Below are 23,124 nucleotides of genomic sequence, written 5' to 3' on the forward strand. Positions count from 1 at the left end.
AAACGATGACGACGTCAGACGAGCTGAGGCTCCTCCCATGGACGGGACCCGACGGCAAGCCCTGCTTCCTCAGCACCGATGACAGCGACAGCTACATGTCCCGCCTGGCCGACAACCTCGAATCGGTACAACTCGGCATGGCAACCGAACTTCTGGACCGGGCCTTGGACATGCTCGCCGACACCGATACGCAGCCGGACGATCTGCGACTCCTGGTGACGGACCTGACCGGAGCCCTGAGGGACACGCTCCGCGTAGCGACCAGCCGCGGTCACCGCCTGACAACACCTGAATAGCACCGCTTCTGAAGGAGGGGCAGCTCAGGAGGAAAGCCTTCGGAGCCACCCCTCTTATCGGTGTCTATGCTCCTCGACGCATCCCCGGTGCCCAGGGCTTCACCTTCTGATCCGTAGCTCTATGTGGACCGGTCGTTGGAGGCCATACCGGTCGGTCTACGACCCTACGAGGAAGCTGTCGGTCGGGGTCGGTTGCTGCGGTTGCTGTACATCCCTGCTGTACAGCACAGATCAGCGGCCGACGATCACCGCTCTAGGAACGAGGTGGGGCAACTGCTGCTCTGACCTGCGAACTGTCCACATGGGCGGATCAAGGGGCAGTCACCCGCCGCCACTGCCGTTCCCCATGGCCCCCCGCTGGAGCTGGCACGGGGAACCCCTGAAGTTGCTCAACTCTGCTTCACCGATGGGCACCTGCGCCGGTACCCGAAGCACCGTCTCTGAGCAGGGGAAGAGCCGTCGTCGGCTGTCGTCATCTGTCGTCGTCGGCCGCCTTCGGACGGCCCAGGGACGGCCCGAGCGGGGGTGTCTCGGTGCGCCCCTCGATGCGAACTACGGGCGGGACGGTCGCTGAGGTCTGCCCGGCTGATCAGACGTTCGCTGGCAGGCGATGTTGGTCGGCTGCAGTCGCGGTGGTTGCTGTACTTCACTGCTGTACAGCACCGGTCGACCACCAGAGAGGGCGCGGTGTGTGCGCGTACTCCGACTAGAGAGCCGCACAACGGCCACACACCGCGCTCCGAAGGTGCTCAGCTAATCTCCGTAGCCGCCGTAGCCGCCGTAGCCGCCGTAGCCGCCGTAGCCGCCGTAGCCGCCGTAGCCGCCGTGGTCTCCGTAGCCGCCGTAGCCACCGTGGTCTCCGTAGCCGCCGCCGTAGCCGCCGTAGCCGCCGTAGCCTCCGTCGCCGCCGTAGCCGCCGCCTCCGTGGTCACCGTAGGAGCTCACGGAGGTCTGGGCGTGAGTCGGAGCGGCGGCAGCTGCGGTCCCCGCCGCACCGATCGCGGCACCACCGGCCACGAGAACGCCAGCTGCGGAAACCGCAAAGAGGTGCTTCAGACGCTGCGCCTGCATGATCTATACCTTCCCTTTGATCGACTTGCACGTCGTCGGACGCGCGATTGCCGGCCGCGGCCATAATGAAGATGCGCGGCGTGATCTTGAATTCGCCACGTGTCATGTGGGAAGAGCTTCCCTGCCCGGCTCCGTAGTCCCGCAGTGCGGGGGTTTCACGAATGCGCGGAGGCCGCGGTCTTCAAGGATCCGCCGGAAGGGGCATACTGCCGGGTTCCGGCTCCCACTTACATACGCTAGTCGCCTCTTGAGCGATCGCATCTTGGGCGGGCTGTCAACCGTTTGCCGCTTCGAGCGTGGCGGGTCCGGGTCGGCCCGGTGGTCCGCGATGACCGCGAAAGACCCGCCTGCCGCCCCGATGCCCCAGCCTGCAAGATCGCGTATGCGGATCTAGCCTGACCTGGCAGAACGGCGACCTGGGTGTTCTCGGGAGGATCGACGACGTTCCCCGTTGGTCCCCGCTGCTTGCTCTCCCATCGGGCACGCAAGGGGCACGGGTGACTGCCTGTGTGCGGCTACGACGACGGAGCCGGCTTCCTGCGCCGGGTGAATCGGCGGCAGGCTACCCAGAGGTTGATCAAGAACAGCACTGATCCGGCGATGGGCCAGCCCATGGATCCACCGTCGCGGCAGGTCTCGATGCCGATCACTAGCAGCAGTGAACCGACCGCCACGCCCACCACATCGAGGAGGACGTCCGCCAGCCTCGCGATCTTCGAAAGGTTGATCACGGCTGGATCGTGGCAAGTGACCGCGCTCATTGCCAAGTGCCGTTTCTCTGCCACGACCTGTGCCTTTCCGTGATGTCGGTGGAGACTCAATGGTCGAGTCAAGCTCCCTCGAGCGCGATCAGTAGCCGAAGAAGTGCCGGGGCGGGTCTCTGACCTGTGGCCATGCAATCGATCAACGCTGCGATCTGCGACTTAGCTGTCGGCGGTTGTCAGCGTTGGTCGTCGTTGAGCACCCTTCGACGGCCCCGGGACGGCCCGAGGGGCGTCTAGAACTGATCTCGCCACCACGGGACGTCGAGGGAATGAGAGCGGATGACCTTGGCTCGTCGGAGAATCTTGGAATCGAGATGCCACACAAGCTCGCGCAGCTCTCGCGCAGACTTCTTGGGGAGGGCATGCATGATCTTTTCGAGGTGATCGCGAAAGTAACTGGGATTGCCACAGCACCCAGGTTCCCTGCACGCGGTCGGAGCGAGAGGATTGATGATCCTCTTCAATGGGCCGTGAGCCAATGCTGCCCAGTGCCAGGAGGCTTCAGCCGTGTCGCCTGGCCAGAAGCGCGTGCGTTCGAGCCTCCGAATGTGGGCTTGACACGATCCGGACAGCCTGTTGATGGGAGGATACGGATGACGGAAGTAGTGCCTGGGAGGGCGTACCGGGAGATCCTGCCGTACGGCAGATGGGCGCCTACGCGGCATTGCCCCTTCGGTCGTAAGTCATGGTGACAAAGGTACCGTCGGCTGCGCGGATGATCTAGAGCCTGTGCACGGGTACGCGGTCGGCGCAGCGGCCAATGGCCGTGATCGACGAAAGGTCTTGAAAACCGTCGTGGCAGCGATGTCACCGTGGGTTCAAATCCCACCGCCTCCGCTTGCTGAGCAGTGAGAACGGCCCCTGACCAGGTCATACGGTCAGGGGCCGTTGTGCTGTGCGCTGACCGCCGATCACCGAGTCTCCCCGTGGTTTCCCGCTTCACGTGAAGCGGGCTCGAGGGAGGGTCGGCTTCCTCGAGCCGGGGCCGGGTTCCGGCACGCATGCTCATGTTCGTACCGGGGCGGGTGTTTATGGTGTCGAGGTGAAGAGCAACCGAAGGCTCCGGCGTTTGGTGGTGGGCGACACCACCTGGTACTGGGCGGTCCGGCAGAGGGTCGAGCCCGCCTCCGAGGACTGCAGCCTGACGCTTTCCCTCTACCGGGAGGACAAGAGGCACCGGCTGGCTCTGATCTTTCGCCCGGACTCGGATCGGGTCGTCTCGAACTCCTATTTCGAGTCCGGAACCCTGGTGCGTCTTCCGGACCGGAGTTGGCTCAATCTCTACGAGCCGGGAACCGTCCGGCGCCTTCTGGACGCTGCTGCGCCGGTCTGGGACCTTTCCACGTCCGAGCAGATGGTCGAGTTGGAGGGATGGCAGTATTTCGATGCGGTCGTGGAGCCGTTGTCGAGGTGACGTCAGAGGCCTTGGCCCAGGGTCTGCTTGACGCCGCCGAGGAGTCCGCTGAGAAGGTCACCCGGGGAGCCGAGGGCGGCCTTTTCCTGCGGGGCCTCCTGGGGCCCCGAGTCCGTGGGTGCAGCGGCCGCGGTGCCCATGGCGAAGAATCCCGCGGTGACAAGACCGGTAAGAACGATGGCGATGTGACGCATCATCTTCATTTTATTACGGTGAGTGATGATTGGTCACGGGTTGTGTCAGGCGGCGTGCTGGGAAAAGGGGAGCTCCAAAGGGTTTCGTCGGCACTCCGCTTCCGACCGGAGGGTGGGGGCCCTCTGTGGTCAGGAGGCCGCTCGTAGCAGGCGGAGCTGGCCGATTTCCGTTGCGTTCTTCAGGAGTTCGGTGTTCACCCAGGCGACCGTGTGGGTCACCGTGTACGCCGGGTCGCCCGGCCAGGGGAACGGGGCCGTGGCGTCCAGGTCGGTGTCGGTGAGGTTGTCCAGAACCGCCTGCCACTCCGTTCGCAGGCCGCGCAGCCACCGGACGGTCGGCGCTCCCTCGCCGGGCCAGGTGACGTCGGTCCGTTCCCGGGGCTGTCGCCTGCACATGTGGTCCAGGGTCACGCTCCACCACCAGCCGATGTGCCAGCTGACCCAGGCGATGGTGGGGACGGGGACGGGGACGGGCTCGGTCTCGGCCCAGTCCGGTTCCCACGTTCCGTCGGCGGAACGGTGCAGCGTCCAGCAGTGAGGGGCGGGTTCCCACAGGAAATCGTCCGGTTCCAGCCGCTCCAGGTGGTACTCGAACAGCGACCAGGTCAGGTCGAATTGCCAGCGCAGGAGTTGTGTCCGGGAGACGGGCGAGGGACCGGAAGCGGTGAGGTCGAGGGTGCTGGGGTCCGGGGTGCTCGGGTCGGGGGTGCTCATTGGGGATCCTTGGCCTTCCGCCATGCGTGCGGTACGGATGGTCAGATCTCGATGTCCTGGGCGAGTTGTTCCCAGGACACCTCCCGCAGTACGGGCTCCGTGTCGTGGCCCGACGGAACGTGCGCGGCCGGCTGGAACCAGACGACGGTGAGGCGGGAGCGGTACAGGGCGCGGTCGTGGGCCGGGTCGAGTGCCTCGGAGCGGAAGTGGCCCAGGCAGGTCACGGAGGGCATGACCTCCACGGGGCCGAAGGCGCCGGCGTACTGGTCGGGGCGTTCGCGCGGGGGCGGAACCAGGTGGACCGGGGTTCCGGGGAAGGCGTCTTCGGCGGACCGCAGCGCCGAGGTGATCTTCCGGTCGTTGAGGGGCTTGCACGGGTAGCCCTCGAGCATGCCGCCGTATGTCGACGACATCCGCAGCTCGGAGAGGTCGACCGAGCGGCCGGAGGCGAGGACGACGCGCGTGAGTGACATGGTCGGCACTCTAGGGCGGTGGTGCATCCGGGGCTTTCGGTTTTCGTCGGGCGGAGAAGGACTGGGGGAGGGACGGAGAGGAGAGGGGGTGGGGCGGGCTGTGTGGTGTCGTCAGGGGTGATGGCCTGTCATGCGGGCTGCCGAGGCGATCGTCGCGCGGGCCTCACGTTCGGACAGGCCGGTGTTGAGGGCCGCTTCCAGCAGAGGGCCCACCAGGGCGGAGCCGATTCCGTCCTCGTAGGCGCGACAGGCCGCCCAGAACAGGCGGGTGTTGCGCTGGCCCTCGTGCGCCGCGAGGACGAACTGGACCAGCCCCTGCCCGTGACCGCCGGCCGACGGGAGCGTGGGGTGGTGGGCATGGGGCGGCGGCAGCAGAAGCCGCAGGAGGGCGTGCGGGCACGCGGCGGGGGCGAGGTGTGCGGTACCCGGGGCGGCGGTGTACGTGCCGTGGTCCGTACGGGAGCCGGGGCCGACCAGGTAGCCGCCGGCGCCCCGGATGTCGATGCCGGGGGCGAGCCGGCTCGCGGAGTTGGGAACGACGACGTCCGGCGGGCCGCTGAGCCACAGGTGACGGCCGCCGCTGGGGGTGAGGACGACCACCGTGGCGGGGATCGTGAACAGATGGCGCAGGGCCAGTTCGCGCAGGGCGGCGGAGGGGTCGCTCCTGCTCTTCGTGTCCAGGTCGACACCGATGAGGTGGTGTGGGGGCAGGCCGCAGGCGATGCCGTAACCGGTGACACGGGGGGCGGCGGCGAACAGTGCGCGGATGCGGGCGGGGTCGGTGGAGGCGTCGTGGACACCGTGCCCGAAGCGGCCGCACTCGCCGCGGCAGCGCGTAATGGCGCCGGGGCCGGGGCCGGTTTCGTCGCGGTGCGGGGAACGCAGTGCGGGGAGTTTCGTCCGGGACAGCGGAATGACGGCCAGTCCGCGCTCGGCGGCTGACAGGGCGTGTGCGAGGGCCAGCGTCCTGGCCTGCCGGTCGGTGGTGGCCATGCCTCTATATTCGTACCTACGTTCGAATAAGGGAAGGGGGAGGTGGGGCGACACGCCGGGGTTCGGGTGGTTGGCGATAAATGTGCCGGAACGCTTCACCTGTTGTGGGCCTTGGCATGGAGGGCCCCTTGCTGGAGGGAGGGGATGGATTGGGAGGCGAGGAGGGGTTTATCGACTTGCCCTCACGCTTGCGTGCGAATGATGGCTTCAGGAGTGGTTCGCAGGGATTCGGTGGGCAATCCTGAACTTGCGACGTCGAGTAACAGCCCGGGGCGGTCGGCCAACTTCCCTGGTGACAGCCGTAGATCGGGCACACGCGGTCATTAACCGGTGCGTCCTTGGTTCTGGAGGAAACACAACATGGCAAGCATCCGTACCGCCCGCGTTATCGCCGCCGTCTCCGCCCTTCCGCTGGCGGCAGCCCTCTTCACCGGCGTCGCGGCAGCGGACAACGGCGCTTTCGCGGACAACGGTTCGAGTGCCACGGCTGCGAGTGCCACGGCGGGCGTGCTCGGCAGTGGCGTCGGCGGAGACAACTTCGGCACCTCGTCCACCACGCAGCAGCAGGCCGTCGGTTCCGGCGCCTCGAACCAGAGCAACACCGCCCAGGTCAATGGCTCCGCGTTCACGGCCGTCAATCAGGGCAACGACAACGTGGCGATCAGCTTCTCCCCGCTGTGGTAGCGAGATGAGGGGGTCGGCGGCCCCCTGACGGTGTGGGTGTGCCTCGTGGGGTGTGAGGCGTGTGCGCGTCGGCGCTTCGGTGCCGCCGGGCACACGCCTCGCGGGGCCGTGCTTGTTGGCCAGGGGGAGGCCGAGCCGTGTGCGTGCGTCTGCGGGGGAACGGCTTCGACAGAAGGTGGGATGTGATGGCCGGCCAGGCGATCTTGTGGGGGCGTAAGGAGAGGCGGTGCTGTACGGCGAGGGGCTGCGTAAGAGGGGAGCCGGAGGTGAGGGAGGATTCGGGGTGGCCGATGTGCTCGTCGAGGTGCGGTTGAGGTGGTACGAGGGACGGGCGGCCACGGTGGGCGGCGAAGTCCGGGATCCTGTCAACGAGTCGGTGATCCGGCGCTGGTGTGAGGCCATGGGCACCACCAACCCGGTGTACGCGAGGCCGGGGGCGATCGCGTCGCCCACCGTGCTCCAGATGTGGACGATGGGCGGCCTCGCCGGCCGCCCGCATGGCGAGAACCGGCCCGAGGGGTGGCAGGACCGGCAGAGCGGCAAGGGCGATAGGCGGCAAGGGTGGTGGGCGCAGGGTGCCGGCCTGGGGGCTGATCCTCATGGTGGACCGGTGAGGGTGGGAGGGTGTCGGTGTGGCGCCAGGAACGGGTGAGGTCCCGGGGTGCGGGTGTGTTTCCCCCAGGGGCGAACCCGCAGTGGCTCTCCACCGCTCCTCCACCCTCAGGAGGTGGAGCAGGCGCTACCCCTACAACCTGAGAGGGACGTGGCTTCGGGACTTGTGGCCGATTTGCCGAGCGTGCCCCGCTCATAGCGTTGAGCCATGACCACACCCGTCTGCGCCAGCGCTTCGAACGCCGCTGCTCCAGTGAAGCAGACCCTCCCGTACCCGTCGTTCTCGTCGTACATGAGGGCCCGCCAGCCGGTGCTCCTGCGTACCGCCCGGTCCCTGACCGGGAACCCGAGCGACGCGGAGGACCTGCTGCAGACCGCGCTCGCCAAGACGTATGTCGCCTGGGAGCGTATCGAGGACCATCGCGCGCTCGACGGCTATGTGCGCCGGGCGCTGCTGAACACCCGGACGTCGCAGTGGCGCAAGCGCAAGGTGGACGAGTTCGCCTGCGAGGAGCTGCCCGAGCCGGCTCCGGCGTCCGCCGCCGACGACCCGGCCGAGCAGCAGGCGCTGCGCGACGCGATGTGGCGGGCGATCATGCGGCTGCCCGCGCGACAGCGCGCCATGGTCGTCCTGCGGTACTACGAGGACCTCAGCGAGGTCCAGACGGCCGAGGTGCTCGGCGTATCGGTGGGCACGGTGAAATCGGCCGTGTCGCGGGCGCTCGGCAAGCTGCGGGACGACGCCGAGCTGGAACTTGTTCGATCCTGATACGAAATATCGTTTCGCGATACGTGATCGATCATCCGTTCCTCTAGTGACATACCGCGCGGTATGTGCGCAGAATCAGCACATCCGTTACCGCCGCGTAGGCAATGTCGCCCGGGAGGACGCCGTGCTGAGCACGATGCAGGACGTACCGCTGCTGATCTCGAGGATCCTGACCCATGGATCGATGATCCACGGCACGTCGCAGGTGACCACCTGGACCGGTGACGGCGAGCCGCACCGCCGTTCCTACGCGGAGATCGGCGCCCGCGCGGCGCAGCTGGCCCACGCGCTGCGCGAGGACCTCGGGGTGTCCGGCGACGAGCGCGTGGCGACCCTCATGTGGAACAACGCCGAACATGTCGAGGCGTACTTCGCGATCCCCTCCATGGGCGCGGTGCTCCATACCCTGAACCTCCGTCTCCCGCCCGAGCAACTCGTGTGGATCGTCGGCCACGCCGCCGACCGGGTGGTCCTGGTCAACGGTTCGCTGATTCCGTTGCTCGCCCCCCTGCTGCCGCACCTGAAGTCGCTCGAGCATGTCGTCGTGTCCGGTGCGGGGGACCGCTCCGCGCTGGCGGATGCCGCGGCGCAGGCGCAGGTGCGGGTGCACGAGTACGAGGACCTGATCGCCGGGAAGCCGACCGCCTACGACTGGCCCGAGCTGGACGAGCGTGCCGCGGCCGCCATGTGCTACACCTCGGGCACGACCGGGGACCCCAAGGGCGTGGTCTACAGCCACCGTTCGATCTACCTGCACTCGATGCAGGTCAACATGTCCCAGTCGATGGGCCTGACCGACGAGGACACCTCGCTGGTCGTGGTCCCCCAGTTCCACGTCAACGCCTGGGGTCTGCCGCACGCCACCTTCATGACCGGCGTCAACATGCTGATGCCGGACCGCTTCCTGCAGCCCGTGCCGCTCGCCGAGATGATCGAGAGCGAGCGTCCGTCCCACGCCGCCGCCGTCCCCACCATCTGGCAGGGACTGCTGGCTGAACTGCTGGCCAAGCCGCGCGACGTCTCCTCCCTCACCCAGGTCACCATCGGCGGCTCGGCCTGTCCGCCCTCCCTCATGGAGGCGTTCGACGCACTCGGCATGCGGGTCTGCCACGCCTGGGGCATGACGGAGACCTCCCCCCTCGGCACCATCGCGCGCCCGCCGGCCCACGCTGTGGGCACCGACGAGGAGTTCGCCTACCGCCTGACCCAGGGCCGTTTCCCGGCCGGTGTCGAGGCCCGGCTCACCGGCCCCGGCGGCGAAAGGCTCCCCTGGGACGGCGAGTCCGCGGGCGAGCTGGAGGTGCGCGGCCCCTGGATCGCCGGCGCCTACTACAACGGCACCGACGCCGAACCCCTGCGCCCCGCCGACAAGTTCAGTGAGGACGGCTGGCTGAAGACCGGCGACGTCGGCACGATCTCCTCCGACGGCTTCCTCACCCTCACCGACCGGGCCAAGGACGTCATCAAGTCCGGCGGCGAGTGGATCTCCTCCGTCGAGCTGGAGAACGTCCTGATGTCCCACCCGGACGTCGCCGAGGCCGCCGTCGTCGCGGTCCCGGACGACAAGTGGGGCGAGCGCCCGCTGGCCACGGTCGTCCTCAAGGAGGGCTCGACCGCCGACTTCGTCACCCTGCGTGACTTTCTCGCCGACGAGGGCAGGATCGCCAAGTGGCAGCTGCCCGAGCGCTGGACGGTGATCGAGTCGGTGCCGAAGACGAGCGTCGGCAAGTTCGACAAGAAGGTGCTGCGTAGGCAGTACGCCGAGGGCACGCTGGACATCACTCAGCTCTAGACCCGCTCCGATGCCCTCCGCCGAGCTGTGAAGCGCTGTGAAGCGCTGTGACACGCCCCGCGTACGCCGGTCTCCAGGCCGGCGTACGCGGGGCCCCGTCGTGCGCCCGGAGGCGCGGTTCTCTTGGTACGGGTGCGGTGCGGCTCAGTTGGTGCCGATGCGGGCCAGCAGGTCGACGATTCTTTCCTGCACCTCGTCGCTCGTGGAGCGCTCAGCGAGGAACAGGACCGTCTCGCCGGAGGCCAGCCGCGGCAGGTCCCCCTGGTCGACGGCGGCGGTGTAGACGACGAGCGGGGTACGGGTGAGTTGTCCGTTCGCCCGCAGCCAGTCCACGATCCCGGCCTGCTGACGGCGCACCTGCATCAGGTCCATCACCACCAGGTTCGGCCGGAACTGCCCCGCGAGTGTCACGGCGTCCGCGTCGCCGGCGGCCCGCGCGACCTGCATCCCCCGCCGCTCCAGCGTTCCGGTCAGCGCGAGCGCGATCTCCGCGTGCTCCTCGATCAGCAGCACCCGCGGCGGATGCTGCTCACTGTCCCGCGGCGCGAGGGCCTTCAGCAGGACGGCGGGATCCGCGCCGTAGGCGGCATCGCGCGATGCCTGCCCCAGCCCGGCGGTGACGAGCACCGGCACCTCGGCGGCCACCGCTGCCGTCCGCAGCGACTGGAGCGCCGTACGAGTGATCGGCCCGGTCAGCGGGTCCACGAACAGCGCGGCGGGGAACGCCGCGATCTGGGCGTCGACCTCCTCGCGCGAGTGCACGATCACCGGCCGGTATCCGCGGTCGCTCAGCGCCTGCTGCGTGGCGACGTCCGGCGCGGGCCACACCAGCAGGCGGCGCGGGTTGTCCAAGGGCTCCGGCGGCAGTTCGTCGTCCATCGGCTGCGGACGCGGAGGATCCGCCACCTCGACGGCCCCGCCCGGACCGTCCAGCGGCTCGGGTCCCTCGGCCGCGTCCGCGTCCGGCGCCCCTATGGCGTACGAGCGCCCCGTGCCCTCGGTCGTCGGCGCGAGCCGCGACTGCCCGGGCTGACTCGGCTGCCCCGGCTGACCGGCGATCGGATGCTGCGGTTGTGCCTGGGGCTGCGACGAGGTTTGCGGCTGGGGTTGTTGGGACTGCTGGAGCGGTGGTGACTGTGCCGGCGTCCGGGGCCGTGCGGGCGCCTGGGCGCGGGCAGGGGCCTGGATTGCTGCCTGGGCCTGCCGCTGGGTGAGGGCGGGCCCGGTTGTCGCGTGCGGATGTGCGCTCTGCTCTTGGCCGGCGGCCGGGTCGGGGGGAGTGCCGAGCTTGCGGCGGCGGCCCGATCCGCCCGGCTGGTGCGGGGGAGGCGTGGCCAACGGAAGCGGCTGCTGGACCTGAGCGGCCTGCCGGGTGAACGGCACACCCTGCCCCAGTGTGCGCACACTGAACGCACGCCCCTGGGTCGAGTTCGGGTCCACCGGGTCCACCGGAGCCACCGGAGCCACCGGAGCCGATGTCTCGACGGGGAGCGGCTGAGCGGCTCGTTGCGCGGGTGCCGCCGCATTCTCGGGAGGCAGTGGGGTGGCCGGGGCGGGCGTCGGCATCGGCATGCCGTTCGGCGGGACGGGAGCGCCCTGTGGCGTTACGGGAGTTTTGGCGCCGGCGGCGTCACCGGCGGCGGGCCACGGCGGCTGCGCGGACGGAGTGCCCTGGAGCGTAGTCCCCTGACCGGGCACGGCCTCGGCAGGCAGCGGCTGGGCCACGGAAGCGGGCTGTTCCGCGACCGGAGCGACGGGCTGCGCCTGTGCCTGTGCCTGTGCCTGGGCAACGGGCGGCAGCACCGCCGGCTGGGGCAACGGCTGTCCGGCGGAGGCCGGCTGGAGCCGATCGTGGGGTGCCGTCGCCGGGGCCGCTGCCGGAACCTGTGCCTGAGGCGGCTGTCCCTGCCAGGCCACGCCCTGCGGCGGAACGGCCGACGGAAGGGCCGCTGCCTGCGGCGGTACGGGGGCGCCCTCCGGGGTGGCCCCCTGCACGGGCGCCACTGGTACGGGAACGGGCTGAGCGGCACCTCCGGCCGCACCCCCCGGGGCCTGGACCTGGACCTGTGCCTGGGCATGTGCCTGAGCGGCCTGCGCCGACGAAGGGACCGTGCCCTGCTCGGCCGGCTGGGCGGCGGCCCGTCGGCGGCGGCCTGTGGGGGCGCTGGTGGGGTGCGGCTGCGGAGGAGTGTGATCGTCGGACTGATCGTGTGGGACGGCGTCATGGCGCCCCCCGCCGATCAGCGCGTCACCGGCAGCGGCCGGTCCGGGCATCACCACGGGCGCCGAGCCCTGTGCCTGGCCCTGCCCGGCCGCACCGACGGCCCCGGCGGCCCCGGCCTGTTCTCCCTGGTCCGCCTCTGCGGGCGGCAGGGCGAACACCGTACGGGGCGCGGCCTCCTGCGCCGCCGCCCGCTCGGTGGCCGCCGCCAGCGCACGCCGGCGCCGCCCGGCCGCCTGAGCCTGCTGCTCCTGCCCCTGCTGCTCCTGCTCCTGCGTCTGGCCCTGTTGTTCCGAAGCCTGATCCCGGCCCTGTCCCTGAGAGGCACCGGCTGTTCCGTCCCCGCTGCCCACCGCGGGCAGCGCGGGCGGCAGGGCGTGCTGCTCACCGGAAACCTGCCGGGCACGCTGTCCCCCTGCCGGGACGGGTACACCCTGCGGCGGTACGGTCCCGCCCAGCCCGGTGTTCGAGGCGGCGGACCCCGCCGCGTACTCGGCGGCTGTGACAACGGCCCCCTCGGACACTCCGCCACCGGAGCCGATCGCACCGACCGAACCGACCGAACCGATCGGACCGGCGACCGCACCCGGGCCGGCAGGGACAGCCGCCTCCGCGCCCTCGGCCGACCGGCCGCGCCGCCGTCCGGTCCCACCGGACGACACCGCCACCGCGTCCTCACCGGACGCCTGAGCCGGAATCTGCGCGGGCTCCGCGGCTGCCGCGGCCGCCCGGCGCCTGCGCCGTCCGGTGGGCGCCACGCTCTCCGTACCGGCTCCGGAACCGTCGTCCGGCCCCGGCACCTCGCTCTCCAGGAAGGCGTCCACCGAGGACCGCCGGGCCCTCCGTCGTCCGCCACCAAAACCCTGCTGACCACCCGCGGCAGTGGCAGCCTCCTCGGCCGACACCGCTCCCGGCACCGGTGCCTCGACCGTCGGCACTCCGGCCGGCAACGCGAGCTGGGCAGCCGCCTGAACTGCGGCGACGGCACCCGCACCGGCCCCGATGGGCACCTCGAGGACGAACGCGCTGCCGCTCATTCCCGGCACCTCGTGCGTCTGCAGCACACCTCCGTGCGCCCGTACGATCCCGCGCACGATCGGCTCGTGCACCGGATCGCCGCCGCTGTACGGCCCGCGGACCTCGATCCGTACGACCTCGCCGCGCTGTGCCGCCGCGACCACGACCGTGTTGTCCAGGTAACCGCCCGCCGACACGGGAGTGCTGCCGGTGGCGTCGACGCCCGCGACATCCGCGACGAGATGGGCGAGAGCGGTGGCGAGCAGCCGCGAGTCGACCTCGGCCTCGATGGGCGGTGCATGCACGGCGAACTGAACCCGGCCCGGCCCGATGAGTTCCACGGCCCCGTCGACACCGGCGGCGACGACGGCGTCGAGCATCACCTTCGTACGAGTGATGCCGCCCGTCCCGGCGTCGAGCCGCTGGAAGCCGAGGACGTTGTCGATGAGGGTGGTGATCCGGGAGTAACCGGCCGACAGATGATGGAGCACCTGGTTGGCCTCGGGCCACAGCTGCCCGGCGTCGTCGGCGGCCAGCGCGGCCAGGTCGCGGCGCAGTTCCTCCAGCGGGCCCCTCAGCGACTGCCCGAGCAGGGTCAGCAGCTGCTCGTGCCGGCCGGCGAGGGCCTCGAAGCGGTCCTTCTCCCGCTCGCCGAGCGCGGCGTACCGCTCCTCGTTAGCGGCGAGTTCCTCGGTGTGTGCCTCGAGCAGTTCCTCCAGCTCGCGGACCTGCTCCTGGCGCAGGGCGGTGAACTCGGAGGCGTGCTCCCCGGTGATCCGCTCCAGTTCCTCGGCGTGCTGCCGTTCGGCCTCTTCCTTCTCCTTGACGAGCGTGTCGTAGGGACGCCGGTCGGTGAAGGTCATGACGGCGCCGACGAGCTGGTCGCCGTCGCGCACGGGCGCGGTCGTCAGGTCGACCGACACCTTGTCGTTGCTCTTGGAGTACAGCACCTGACCGCGCACCCGGTGCTTGCGCCCGGAGCGCAGGGTGTCGGCGAGCGGGGACTCGTCGTAGGGGAAGGGGGAGCCGTCGGCGCGCGAGTGGAGGACGAGGGTGTGCAGCTCCCGCCCGCCGAGGTCGCTGGCCCGGTAGCCCAGTATCTGGGCGGCGGCCGGGTTGACCAGGACGATCCGCCCGTCGGTGTCCGTCCCGACGACACCTTCCGAGGCGGCCCGAAGGATCATCTCGGTCTGCCGTTGCGAACGCGCCAGTTCGGCCTCGGTGTCCACGGTGCCGGACAGATCGCGTACGACGAGCATCAGCAGTTCGTCGCCGGTGTAGCCGTAGCTGTCGGTGTCGTAGGCCTGCTGACCGGTCTCCAGATTCGCACTGGTGACCTCGACCGGGAACTCGGTCCCGTCGGTCCGCCGGGCGACCATCCGCGTCGGCTTGGTGCGGGCCCGAGGGTCGATGTGGTCGGGCCGGCGCATGGAGCCGGGGATGAGTTTGGAGTCGAACTCCGGCAGCAGGTCGAGCAGCCCGCGCCCCACCAGAGCGGTGCCCGGGGTCTCGAAGGCCTCGAGGGCGATGGTGTTGGCGTTGACGACCGTCCCGTTGGCGTTGACCAGCAACAAGGCGTCGGGAAGCGCGTCCAGTATGGCTGCGAGGCGAGCAGTGCCTCGGGATGGCCTGCTGCTCACGAGACGCTTCCTTCCTGTTCCGCGACGTGCCGACCGGTCGGGCCATCTTGCCAACCGGCCCTCAACGTGTCACCGAAGGGAGTCTAAGGGCTGGGGTTGCGCTCGCGACGCCGGATGAGACCGAGGTCGCACGTAACGTAACGGTGCTGTGACGCCCCCGCCGGTCGGCACCGGCCGTGGCCCGCCCCACCACGGCCCGGACCGTTGCGGGACCTCCACGCCGGTCCCTGCCCCGCTCGGTCCGCCCCACCGCCTCAGTCGAACATCTGTACGTCCTTGTGTCGCGCGTCCGTACGTTCTTGTGGTGAGGCGACGGCCCGCCACGCGCCGGCGGAAGGGCTTTGCTCTGTGGCCATCGTGCCTAGTACCGTAGGGGGCGATTGGTGACACCACGCACGGCTGTGTCATCATCGGCACGCACCACTTTGAACCGCGCTCGCGCGCGGAAGGTTGTGCACGGAGGCGTCGCCTAGTCCGGTCTATGGCGCCGCACTGCTAATGCGGTTTGGGCCTTAAAGCCCATCGAGGGTTCAAATCCCTCCGCCTCCGCACCGATGACGAAGCCCCGGCCCACCCGGCCGGGGCTTCGTCGCATACCCGGCCCTCTGCCGTCGTTTCCGCAGGTCGCAAGGGGCGGGGCAAACGGATTTCACATGGCGGCGGCGGTCATGTAATGTTCTTCCTGTCGCCGCGAGCGAGCCCGCAGAGGGCCGGGAGCGGCGAGAAAACTGAAGAGCAAGCACTCGTAGCTTAACGGATAGAGCATCTGACTACGGATCAGAAGGTTGCAGGTTCGAATCCTGCCGAGTGCACAGCAGACCAGAGGCCCTGTGGAGTGATCCACAGGGCCTCTGGCTTTTGCTTTGACGGCAGTGTCTGACGGCAACCGCCTCGGATGACGGGTGGGGAGCCGATCAGACGGCTACCGGTACACCGGCCGTGCCGTCATCATCTTCCTGCCCGTTGCCGTCACCCTTCAGCGCATCCCCGACGCGGTCGAAGGCGGAGCGCTGGGAGTCGAGCCGGACGAAGGTGTAGATATCCATGGTCACGCGAATCGAGCTGTGGCCGAGGGCTTCCATGATCATGCGGGCGTCGGCGCCCTGTTCGTGCAGGAGCGAGGCACAGGTGTGGCGCAGATCGTGAAAACGGATCTTGCGGACCCCGGCGCGGAGACACAAGGTCTCGAAGGACCGGTTCAGGTTGCGCGGCTCGATAGGCGTTCCGTTCTTCGTGGTGAAGACGAGGCCCTGTCCCGTGCCCTTCCAGTTGGCACCCGCGGCCTTCTTGTCGGCGATCTGCTGCGCGCGCTGGGCACGGAGCGCGGTCACGCACTCGGCCGGCAGGGCGACGCGACGGGCCGAGCGCTGCGTCTTCGGCGCGACGATCAGTAGCTCGCCGCCGACCCGCTGGAGGGCCTGCCGGACGGTGAGGACGCCTTCGTGAAGATCCACGTCCGACCAGCGCAGCCCCAGCACCTCACCCCGGCGCAGGCCGATGCGAACCGCCAGTTCGTACACGGCCCACAGCCGGTTGTCCCGGGCTGCCGTCAGAAGCTGACGCCCCTCCTTGGCCGTGAGCGGTTCGATCTCGCGCTTCGTTCCCATGCTCAGCTCCACGTTCCGGGCCACGTTGCGGGGCAGCTCGTCCTCACGTACGGCGTGCTGGAGGGCGGCCCGCAGGATCACCAGCAGGAAGCGCACGGTCCGATCAGAGGGAAGCTTCTTGCAGCACGTGCCGAGGGCGCAGCAGCGCCGCTTGTACTCGGGCCGCTTCCTGTCCTTGCCCTGCGCGCAGCACTGGCAGGTGGCCGCTGTCTTGGCGAGGAAGGCCCGGATGTCGCGGGCGGTGAGCCGGGCCAACTTCTTCCTGCCGAACTCGGACGTGACGTAGTTGCGGACAAGCGATTCGTAGTTGACGTATGTCGTTCTGCGGACCTTGCCCTTGGCGACGTTCACCAGCCAGTACGTCAGGTACTCGGCGATCGTCATCTTGCTGGTGGCGACCGGGAGGCCGTTGAGGGAGTCGGCCTTGAGCTTGGTCAACTTCTCGTGCGCCTCGTCCCAGGACTTGCCATAGACGCTGCGCCGTTTGTACGTGCCGTCCGTCGTCAGTACGTATGCACTGCCCTCCCAACGGCCGTCCTTGCGCTGGTAGAGGGTGCCCTCGTTGTTGGCGTTCTTCTTCGGCGTGGCCATCAGGCAGCTTCCTGTTCGGTGCGGAGGGATACGTAGGTGTCCAAGGCGGCTTCACTGATGCGGCGGCAGCGGCCGATCTTGAAGGAGGCGAGTTCGCGCGAGCGGATCAGGTCGTGGACCTTCCAGCGGCTGATGCCGAGGTGCTCGGCGACCTGGTCCACGGTGAGCACGGCCTTCTTCATACGGGCACCACTCCTTCCTGCTTGAGGCGCTGGGTGTGGGCGATGTCGTGGCGGACCTGGGCGGCGAGGAGTTCTTCGCCGGGGCGGTAGCCGCTGGCGAGGTAGGTCCACGAGGCGGAGGTGACGAGGGTGATCTCGTCGGTGGTGGAACGGCCGGCGCGGACACGTGCGGCTTCGGCCTGGGCGAGGCGCCAGGCGCGGCGTACGTCACGGAGTGCGCCGAGGGTGGTGGAGTAGGCGCGGGATTTACTGGAGAAGTGGCCGCGGAAGCCGAGCATGTGGGCCCACTTCCAGAGCTTGAGGTCGGCGAACTCCGGCAGGTGACCGAGGGCCCAGGCGGTGCGGATCATCTGTCGTACGTGCTGCTGGACGGGCAGGGCCTTGATGGGTTCGGCCTGTCCAGTGCCGTGGCAGTCGGTGCACCGGGCGTGGAGTTGGGCGGGGCCGCGTACGTAGCCGCGTCCGCCGCAGGGGCGACATATCAGGGTGCGGTCCACGGTGCCGGCGCCCTCGGCGTTCTTGGTGGCGTACTTGGCGATGTATCCGGCGACCTTGGCGTCTGTGTACTCGGCGACCCTGGCGTCGGTGAGTTCGCCGTCGCCCAGGGCGGTGATCGGGTCGACCTTGTAGCGGCGGCCCCAGGTGATGACGCGTTCGCCGATGGCGTCGGACTCGACGGTGAGTCGGGCACGCTCGACGGCCAGGCTCACGGAGGCGCTCAGGGCGTCGAAGGTGGCCCAGGGCGGGGGCGGGGTGGTGTGGCCGTCGGGTCCGTCGAAGCGGATCACGGCGTGGAAGTGGACCAGGCCGCGCTTTTGGTACTCGGCGACCTTGGCGAAGGAGATGCGCAGGGCGGAGTTGAGCGCCTTCTGTGTCATGCCGAGGTGTTCGGCCAGGGCGCGGCGCAGGTAGGTGGTGAAGCGTGCCCAGAGCTGTCCGGCGTGGGCGTTCCAGAGCACGGCGCCGGTGTAGTCGTACGTTGCCGGGTTCAGCGGGGTGCCGAGTTCCGGGGCGTCTTCGGTGTGGGTGTCGCCGCAGGCGCAGGGGCGGGGCTTGCCCGCGTTGGTGGTGGGGCGGTTGTGGACGGGGCCGAAGGAGGGGGCGGTGAGGGTGACGAAGGCGCGGGGGTGGTCGCGGACGGTGTCGGCGACGTTCTTGCCGCCGGACAGTCCGGCCTTGATCAGGTGGTAGGTGTCGGCGGCGTAGATGCGGGAGCAGGCGGGGCAGCGGGTGGCGCGGCGGTTGCCGCAGGTGGTCAGCAGGCGTCCGGAGGGTTCGTCCTCGGAGCGGTAGGAGCGGACTTTACGGCGCTTCGCCCCGGATCGTGGACACCTTGGACACTGGACCTTGAGGGTCCAGAGGAAGAGATGTCACTGATGGTGATGAAGGTGTACTCAGCGGAGTTCAAGGCGGACGCTGTCGCGCTGTACCTGTCGGACCCGAAGAACACGTTCGAGGGCGTCAGCAAGGACCTCGGAGTCAGCCGGGAAACGCTGCGGAACTGGGTGCGGGTCGAGCGGGCCCGGCAGGGCCGCGCGGCGGGCACGAGTCGCTTGCCGCGGGTCGAGCAGGCCGTCGATGTACCCTCCGACGATGTGCTGAAGGAAGAGAACAAGCAGCTCAGGGCCCGGATCAGGGAGCTGGAGACCGAGCGGGAGATCCTGCGGAGGGCCGCGAAGTATTTCGCCGGCGAGACCAACTGGTGAGCCGTTTCCAGTTCGTTGATGATCATCGCGGCGCCTTCGGCGTCAAGCGGCTGTGCCGGGTCCTGGAGGTCTCCCGGTCCGGGTTCTACCGGTGGCTGAAGGGCGCCCCGGCCCGCATCGAGCGGGCGCGGTCCGATGCCCGCCCGGCCCGTCGGATACGGGAGACCCACAAGGAGTCCGACGGTACCTACGGCGTCCCTCGGATCACGGCCGAGTTGCAGGAAGCCGGGATCGGGGTGAACCACAAGCGGGTCGCGCGTGTGATGGCCCGGATCGGCCTTCAGGGCGTGCACCTGCGCAAGAAGGTCAGGACCACCGTCCCCGAGCCGTCCGCGACGCCGGTGCCCGATCTGCTGCGGCGTGACTTCACCGCGAGTGAGCCGAACACCAAGTACGTCGGCGACATCACCTACCTGCCCATCGGCGACGGCCAATTCCTTTACCTGGCCAAGGTGTTGGACCTGTGCTCGAAACGGCTGGCGGGCTGGTCGATTGCCGGCCACATGCGCACCGGGCTGGTCACCGACGCGCTCAGGTCCGCAGCCCGTACTCGCGGCGGAACCCTTGACGGGGCGATATTCCACAGCGACAACGGCGCCCAGTACGCATCGAAGGAGTTCGCGAACGTGTGTCGTGAACTCGGCGTGACCAGATCGCGCGGGGCGGTCGGAACCTCGGCGGACAACGCTGCCGCCGAATCCTTCAACGCAAGCCTGAAACGGGAGACTCTGCAGAGAAGGAAACGCTGGTCAGGAGCGCGTGAGGCCCGCCTTGCGGTGTTCCGGTGGGTCACTCGCTACAACACGAGAAGGAGACACTCCGCACTCGGCCAGATCAGCCCGATCGCCTATGAACAACGATCGATTACGCTGGCCACTGCCGCATAGCAAACGGTGTCCACGATCCGGGGTCAAGCCCCATCAAGGATCGACTGGTCCGAGTACTTCGTCGGCGCTACGCGGCTCTGTGCGCGGCTGCTGGTTGAGGTTGTGGCGCGCGATGGAGGAGTGCCGGTAGACCTCCTTGCGGGCCCGCATGATGTTGCCCAGGGGTGCGTGCTCGGCGGTGACCCGCCAGGGCGTGAAGGACAGTGAGTCCATCTTCTCCAGGTTTTCCGGGCTCGAGATGTCCTGCTGCGGCAGCCGCAGCTTCGCCACGGTGACGGGCGGCGAGAGCTGCTCGGGCCACTCCACGGTCGTGTCCTCCACCGGCATGCGCTCCAGGTCGGTGCAGAGCTGGACCTGGATGTCGAAGGCGTAGGGCCGCTCCTGCAGCTCGGCCTGCAGGGCCGGTCGGAAGACCTCTGCCGCCGAGGTCGGATCGATGTCGCGCCGGACCACCGCGGCGGCGAAGTCCGGGTCGGGGGTTATGCGCACCTTGGCGATGTAGTCTCCGTGCCGGACCGCGCCCATCGTCCAGTAGCTCGACAGCAGTACGTTTGCCGGAGGGGTCTTTGACAGGCGCAGGAAAGCCAGGAACTCGTCCCACGCCCAGTTGTCCTGATTTAGCGTTCCCTTTCCAGTCACGAAATCGGTGAAGAATCGATGTGCTCCGGGTCGGCCCTGGGAGAAGTAGGCCGGCGCGTTCAGGAACAGTTCCTGGATGAACAGGTAGTGCTCGACTGTGTTGCAGAAGAAGATCGGTCCGTTGATGTTGGCGTAGTCGAAGGTGCCCGTGTCCGGTTCGTCTTCCAGCAGGGTCGGGCCGGGGATGTCGAAGATTTTCAGTGCCAGTCCGGTGGCGGCGCCCAGTCGCGCGTCGGCTCCGGCGTGAGGCGAGCCGTTGGAGAAGCGGATGAGCGCGTCGTGGGTTCCCGGAGTCGCGTAGATGCCCTGGGCGTACTCGGAGGGCAGCCCGTCCAGGATCTTCACTTCCCCTCGGACCAGCCCGTATCCCTTGGCATGGGCGTCGCGCAGGGCCCGGCCAGTTCCACCGGCTTTGACAGAGTCGGCGATGTAGCTCTCGGTCTTTTCGATCACCGTTTGCAGGTTGCGGTCGAAGTGCGGATCGTCGGCTTCGACGTCAGGCGTATAGCGGACGAACTGTGCTGCCATGGTGTCGAACCCTCCTCGAAGACCGTGGTAGAAACTGCCCTCAGTCCTCCAACTCCGCGAGCCAGCGCAAGGCACGCAGCCCCGGCACGAAGCAGTACTCACCACCCCGGGTGACCACGAAGCTGGGCAGGTTCTGCAGACGACGCCGGACCGGCTTCTCCGGGATGGTGACGGTGCCGGTTCCGCCGTGGTGCCCGGCTACCGCGTCCTTCTCGCCGGGGTAGCCGATGAAGTTGCCGTCGTTCATCCACTCGGCCTTGATGAACTCAAACTGCCGTTCCAAATGGGCTCCGAGGAATACTCCGACCAGACCACGGTCGGCGCCGTCGTCCTCCAGCACACCCTCCGGTAGCGGCGGGCCGTAGGTGGTGCCGCGGCGGATGAGGCGGTGCATCCGTGCGTCGCCGATGATGGTGGAATCGCGGGGGTTGGCGCGCCGGATGTGCGCACCGGCGGGGCACCGGTAGCCTCGGTCGTCGTTCTCCCGGTACAGGAAGTTGTTGACGCGGTGCGGGTCGGCCGCAAGCTCCGGGTCATCGTGCTCCGGTGACAGCGTCAGTGGTGCCCCGCTGGGCCATCGCCCGACCAGCTTCGCCGCCAGGAGCGCCTCCTCCTCGGCGCTGGAGCTGTTGGCGCGCAGGTACCTGCGCCAGGCCGCCACGTTGGTGTGGGCCTTGCGCACGGCTGCGTAGGTGCCGTTCCGGCCCAGCACATCGGGGCTGGGCATGGGCGGCAGGTTCTCGGTTTCGTCGGGGTAGCCGAGGATGAACTCGCCAGCCTTGATCGGGGTTTCCTGCGGGTTGGAGCCGGGCAGTCCGACACCCTCGATGTTCGGATGGCTGATGCCGTCGCGGAAACCGAAGGTGGTGCGCCCGGTCGGGAGCTGGCGGACGTCCTGCTGCCAGATCACCTGGATACCGGGGGTGTCCTCGTAGGCGATGCGGGCCTGCTTCAGCGCCTCGTCCAGTTGCTCCGTATCGGAGGAGAGGGCGCTCAGCGCGATGTGGACCTCGCCCGTGCCGAACGGTGCCTCCCAGTGGGCCGGGGCGCTCTCGCCCACGTCGCCGATCAGCTCTGCCCGGGCAGCCATGCCCTCACGAAACGCCCGCGGAAAGCTGTCCAGCGACTCCTGGGGCACCCCCAGGGCCTTCAGCCCCTGATAGGTGAATGCCACAGCGACCCAGGCGTCCTGGTTGCGGTCCGCATCGGGCAGGCCACCCGAAGTCAGCGGGAGCAGCCGTCGCAGCAGGGCGCGCCCGGCGTGGCGGTCATCGACACGCAGGAAGATGTACTTTCCCACATAGGGTACGGGGCGCGGACGCAGGGCTCCGCTCTGGACGTCGTCGATCTCCACGCGCACGCTGGCCGCGCTGCTGCTGTCCGCGGTGCTCATGATCGCTTGTGCCTCCACATCGGGTTCTGCGGTGGGCAGCCCTGCAGTGACTGGTGCGCGTCCGCCGACGCGGCCCACCGAGGTCGGGTCGGCTCTGCGGGGTGGCAGTGTCCGGTTCTAGGCCGAGGCTTCCTCCAGCAGCTTCTGGAAGGCAGGCGTGGCAACCATCTCCGCATTGGCCGGGTTCTTGAGCGCCGCCCGGAACTCGGTGGTGTCCAGCACCTCCTGGAACGCCTCGTCCACGCGCTGGTCCTTGTAGATCTGCTGGACGGTCAGGTCGGGATAGGCGCTGACGAAGACATCCGCGGGCGCCTGGTGGGCGAGGAACCAGTCCTTCGCCCCTGGATCTTTGACGCCGGGGAACCCTTCGGTGTGCGAGAAGACCTTGTCGAAACGGGCTCCGACCACGGTCTTCGCGAAGTCGTCGATGTAGGTGTCCCAGGAGCCGTCGAAGACGCTGGCGAACATGAACCGGGTCTCGTCGTCGAAGATCACGTGCCGTGCGTCGTGCAGAGTGCCGATCTGGCGCAACGCCGCATGGACATTCGCGTCATTCGCCGCATCGGCGAGCGTGGCTAGATCCTCACGCAACGCATCGGCCTCGCCCTGCTTGATCTTGGTGAAAACGGTGAACTCGTTAGAGACCCCATCCGTCCTGCCCGGGTGCTCAGGGCGAGCCGGCTGGGTTGCGCCTGTCGCAGTCATCGCGAGGCTCTCCTGCCGTGGATCGATGTGAAGGTCACCAAGCGCTCGGATATGAGGCGCCATCGCCCCCACGTCTTCAATCCTCTCTGCGGCTGAGCTGCCTCGCATCTCGGCGCCTGGGCGTTGAGACACTTGGGCCAATGGCCATGAGTTAACGATCTACATGTGATGATCTTCGGGTGGAGCGAGCTGAGGGTGGGGCCGCGAGGCGGCTGACGGATGACGTGTCGAT

Annotated in this window: 18 protein-coding genes, 2 tRNA genes and 1 pseudogene; 8 read left to right on the plus strand and 13 right to left on the minus strand. The window is 68.7% G+C overall.

Going from position 1 to position 23,124, the window contains the following annotated elements:
* The first annotated feature begins 5 nt into the window (after nucleotides 1-5).
* A complete protein-coding gene (locus tag ACFYQA_RS37480) occupies nucleotides 6-296 on the plus strand; it encodes a hypothetical protein (protein WP_388927968.1) in 291 nt (96 codons plus the stop codon).
* Between the two features lie 753 nt (nucleotides 297-1,049).
* Here ACFYQA_RS37480 and ACFYQA_RS37485 read toward each other — a convergent pair.
* Nucleotides 1,050-1,241 carry a hypothetical protein gene (locus tag ACFYQA_RS37485; RefSeq protein ID WP_388927930.1) on the minus strand — a complete coding sequence of 64 codons (192 nt, stop codon included), beginning with the start codon at nucleotides 1,239-1,241 and terminating at the stop codon, nucleotides 1,050-1,052.
* 641 nt (nucleotides 1,242-1,882) lie between these two features.
* Nucleotides 1,883-2,098 (minus strand): hypothetical protein, encoded by a 216-nt coding sequence (locus ACFYQA_RS37490; RefSeq protein WP_388927932.1) that lies wholly within the window; start codon nucleotides 2,096-2,098, stop codon nucleotides 1,883-1,885.
* 1,075 nt (nucleotides 2,099-3,173) lie between these two features.
* Here ACFYQA_RS37490 and ACFYQA_RS37495 point away from each other — a divergent pair.
* Nucleotides 3,174-3,545, plus strand: coding sequence for a hypothetical protein (locus ACFYQA_RS37495; protein ID WP_388927934.1), 372 nt, complete (start codon nucleotides 3,174-3,176; stop codon nucleotides 3,543-3,545).
* A 2-nt stretch (nucleotides 3,546-3,547) separates the two neighbouring features.
* Here the strand turns inward: ACFYQA_RS37495 and ACFYQA_RS37500 are convergent, their stop codons facing one another.
* The 4 genes from ACFYQA_RS37500 to ACFYQA_RS37515 form a co-directional block, all read right to left on the minus strand.
* A complete protein-coding gene (locus ACFYQA_RS37500; RefSeq protein ID WP_388927936.1) occupies nucleotides 3,548-3,748 on the minus strand; it encodes a hypothetical protein in 201 nt (66 codons plus the stop codon).
* A 120-nt stretch (nucleotides 3,749-3,868) separates the two neighbouring features.
* Entirely contained in the window at nucleotides 3,869-4,453 is a 585-nt protein-coding gene (locus ACFYQA_RS37505; protein WP_388927938.1) for a DinB family protein, read from the minus strand.
* 41 nt (nucleotides 4,454-4,494) lie between these two features.
* Nucleotides 4,495-4,926, minus strand: coding sequence for a hypothetical protein (locus ACFYQA_RS37510; RefSeq protein ID WP_388927941.1), 432 nt, complete (start codon nucleotides 4,924-4,926; stop codon nucleotides 4,495-4,497).
* Nucleotides 4,927-5,037: 111 nt separating this feature from the next.
* Nucleotides 5,038-5,919: a bifunctional DNA primase/polymerase gene (locus tag ACFYQA_RS37515; protein ID WP_388927943.1), complete on the minus strand. Its 882-nt coding sequence runs from the start codon at nucleotides 5,917-5,919 to the stop codon at nucleotides 5,038-5,040.
* 360 nt (nucleotides 5,920-6,279) lie between these two features.
* Here ACFYQA_RS37515 and ACFYQA_RS37520 point away from each other — a divergent pair, with 360 nt between their 5' ends.
* The 3 genes from ACFYQA_RS37520 (at nucleotide 6,280) to ACFYQA_RS37530 (ending at nucleotide 9,776) form a co-directional block, all read left to right on the plus strand.
* A complete protein-coding gene (locus ACFYQA_RS37520) occupies nucleotides 6,280-6,603 on the plus strand; it encodes a hypothetical protein (protein WP_388927946.1) in 324 nt (107 codons plus the stop codon).
* 820 nt (nucleotides 6,604-7,423) lie between these two features.
* Nucleotides 7,424-7,984 (plus strand): SigE family RNA polymerase sigma factor, encoded by a 561-nt coding sequence (locus ACFYQA_RS37525; RefSeq protein WP_388927949.1) that lies wholly within the window; start codon nucleotides 7,424-7,426, stop codon nucleotides 7,982-7,984.
* Nucleotides 7,985-8,120: 136 nt separating this feature from the next.
* Entirely contained in the window at nucleotides 8,121-9,776 is a 1,656-nt protein-coding gene (locus ACFYQA_RS37530; RefSeq protein ID WP_388927971.1) for a long-chain fatty acid--CoA ligase, read from the plus strand.
* A gap of 144 nt (nucleotides 9,777-9,920) precedes the next feature.
* On the opposite strand, the gene ACFYQA_RS37535 is transcribed toward ACFYQA_RS37530, so the two are convergent.
* Nucleotides 9,921-14,654, minus strand: a complete 4,734-nt coding sequence (locus ACFYQA_RS37535) for a PAS domain-containing protein (RefSeq protein ID WP_388927952.1) — start codon at nucleotides 14,652-14,654, stop codon at nucleotides 9,921-9,923.
* Nucleotides 14,655-15,112: 458 nt separating this feature from the next.
* On the opposite strand from ACFYQA_RS37535, the gene ACFYQA_RS37540 reads away from it, so the two are divergent.
* Together ACFYQA_RS37540 and ACFYQA_RS37545 are read left to right on the plus strand one after the other, a co-directional pair.
* A tRNA-Ser gene (locus tag ACFYQA_RS37540) sits at nucleotides 15,113-15,203 on the plus strand.
* A 190-nt stretch (nucleotides 15,204-15,393) separates the two neighbouring features.
* Nucleotides 15,394-15,466, plus strand: a tRNA-Arg gene (locus tag ACFYQA_RS37545).
* Between the two features lie 102 nt (nucleotides 15,467-15,568).
* Here the strand turns inward: ACFYQA_RS37545 and xerC are convergent.
* The 3 genes and pseudogenes from xerC to ACFYQA_RS37560 form a co-directional block, all read right to left on the minus strand.
* Nucleotides 15,569-16,852, minus strand: coding sequence for a tyrosine recombinase XerC (gene xerC / locus ACFYQA_RS37550; protein WP_388927955.1), 1,284 nt, complete (start codon nucleotides 16,850-16,852; stop codon nucleotides 15,569-15,571).
* Nucleotides 16,852-17,034, minus strand: a complete 183-nt coding sequence (locus ACFYQA_RS37555) for a helix-turn-helix domain-containing protein (RefSeq protein WP_388927959.1) — start codon at nucleotides 17,032-17,034, stop codon at nucleotides 16,852-16,854. Before ACFYQA_RS37555 ends, xerC begins: the two co-directional genes overlap by 1 nt.
* Nucleotides 17,031-18,335, minus strand: a pseudogene (locus tag ACFYQA_RS37560) (replication initiator); the annotation flags it as partial. The pseudogene ACFYQA_RS37560 and the gene ACFYQA_RS37555, both read right to left, overlap by 4 nt.
* Nucleotides 18,336-18,410: 75 nt before the next feature.
* On the opposite strand from ACFYQA_RS37560, the gene ACFYQA_RS37565 reads away from it, so the two are divergent.
* Nucleotides 18,411-19,627 (plus strand): IS3 family transposase gene (locus tag ACFYQA_RS37565; RefSeq protein ID WP_388927974.1). Its coding sequence is split into 2 segments (ribosomal slippage): nucleotides 18,411-18,726 and nucleotides 18,726-19,627, totalling 1,218 coding nucleotides; the frame shifts between segments, so codons are not numbered across the junction.
* A 33-nt stretch (nucleotides 19,628-19,660) separates the two neighbouring features.
* Here the strand turns inward: ACFYQA_RS37565 and ACFYQA_RS37570 are convergent.
* The 3 genes from ACFYQA_RS37570 to ACFYQA_RS37580 all read right to left on the minus strand — a co-directional run bounded on the left by ACFYQA_RS37570 (nucleotide 19,661) and on the right by ACFYQA_RS37580 (nucleotide 22,892).
* A complete protein-coding gene (locus ACFYQA_RS37570; RefSeq protein WP_388927962.1) occupies nucleotides 19,661-20,794 on the minus strand; it encodes a catalase family protein in 1,134 nt (377 codons plus the stop codon).
* A gap of 40 nt (nucleotides 20,795-20,834) precedes the next feature.
* Nucleotides 20,835-22,187: a Dyp-type peroxidase gene (locus ACFYQA_RS37575; protein WP_388927965.1), complete on the minus strand. Its 1,353-nt coding sequence runs from the start codon at nucleotides 22,185-22,187 to the stop codon at nucleotides 20,835-20,837.
* 117 nt (nucleotides 22,188-22,304) lie between these two features.
* Entirely contained in the window at nucleotides 22,305-22,892 is a 588-nt protein-coding gene (locus ACFYQA_RS37580) for a hypothetical protein (protein WP_360036344.1), read from the minus strand.
* Nucleotides 22,893-23,124 lie beyond the last annotated feature (232 nt).

Origin of the sequence: Streptomyces sp. NPDC005774, assembly GCF_042871645.1 — a bacterium.
Classification (GTDB): Bacteria; Actinomycetota; Actinomycetes; order Streptomycetales; family Streptomycetaceae; genus Streptomyces; species Streptomyces pratens.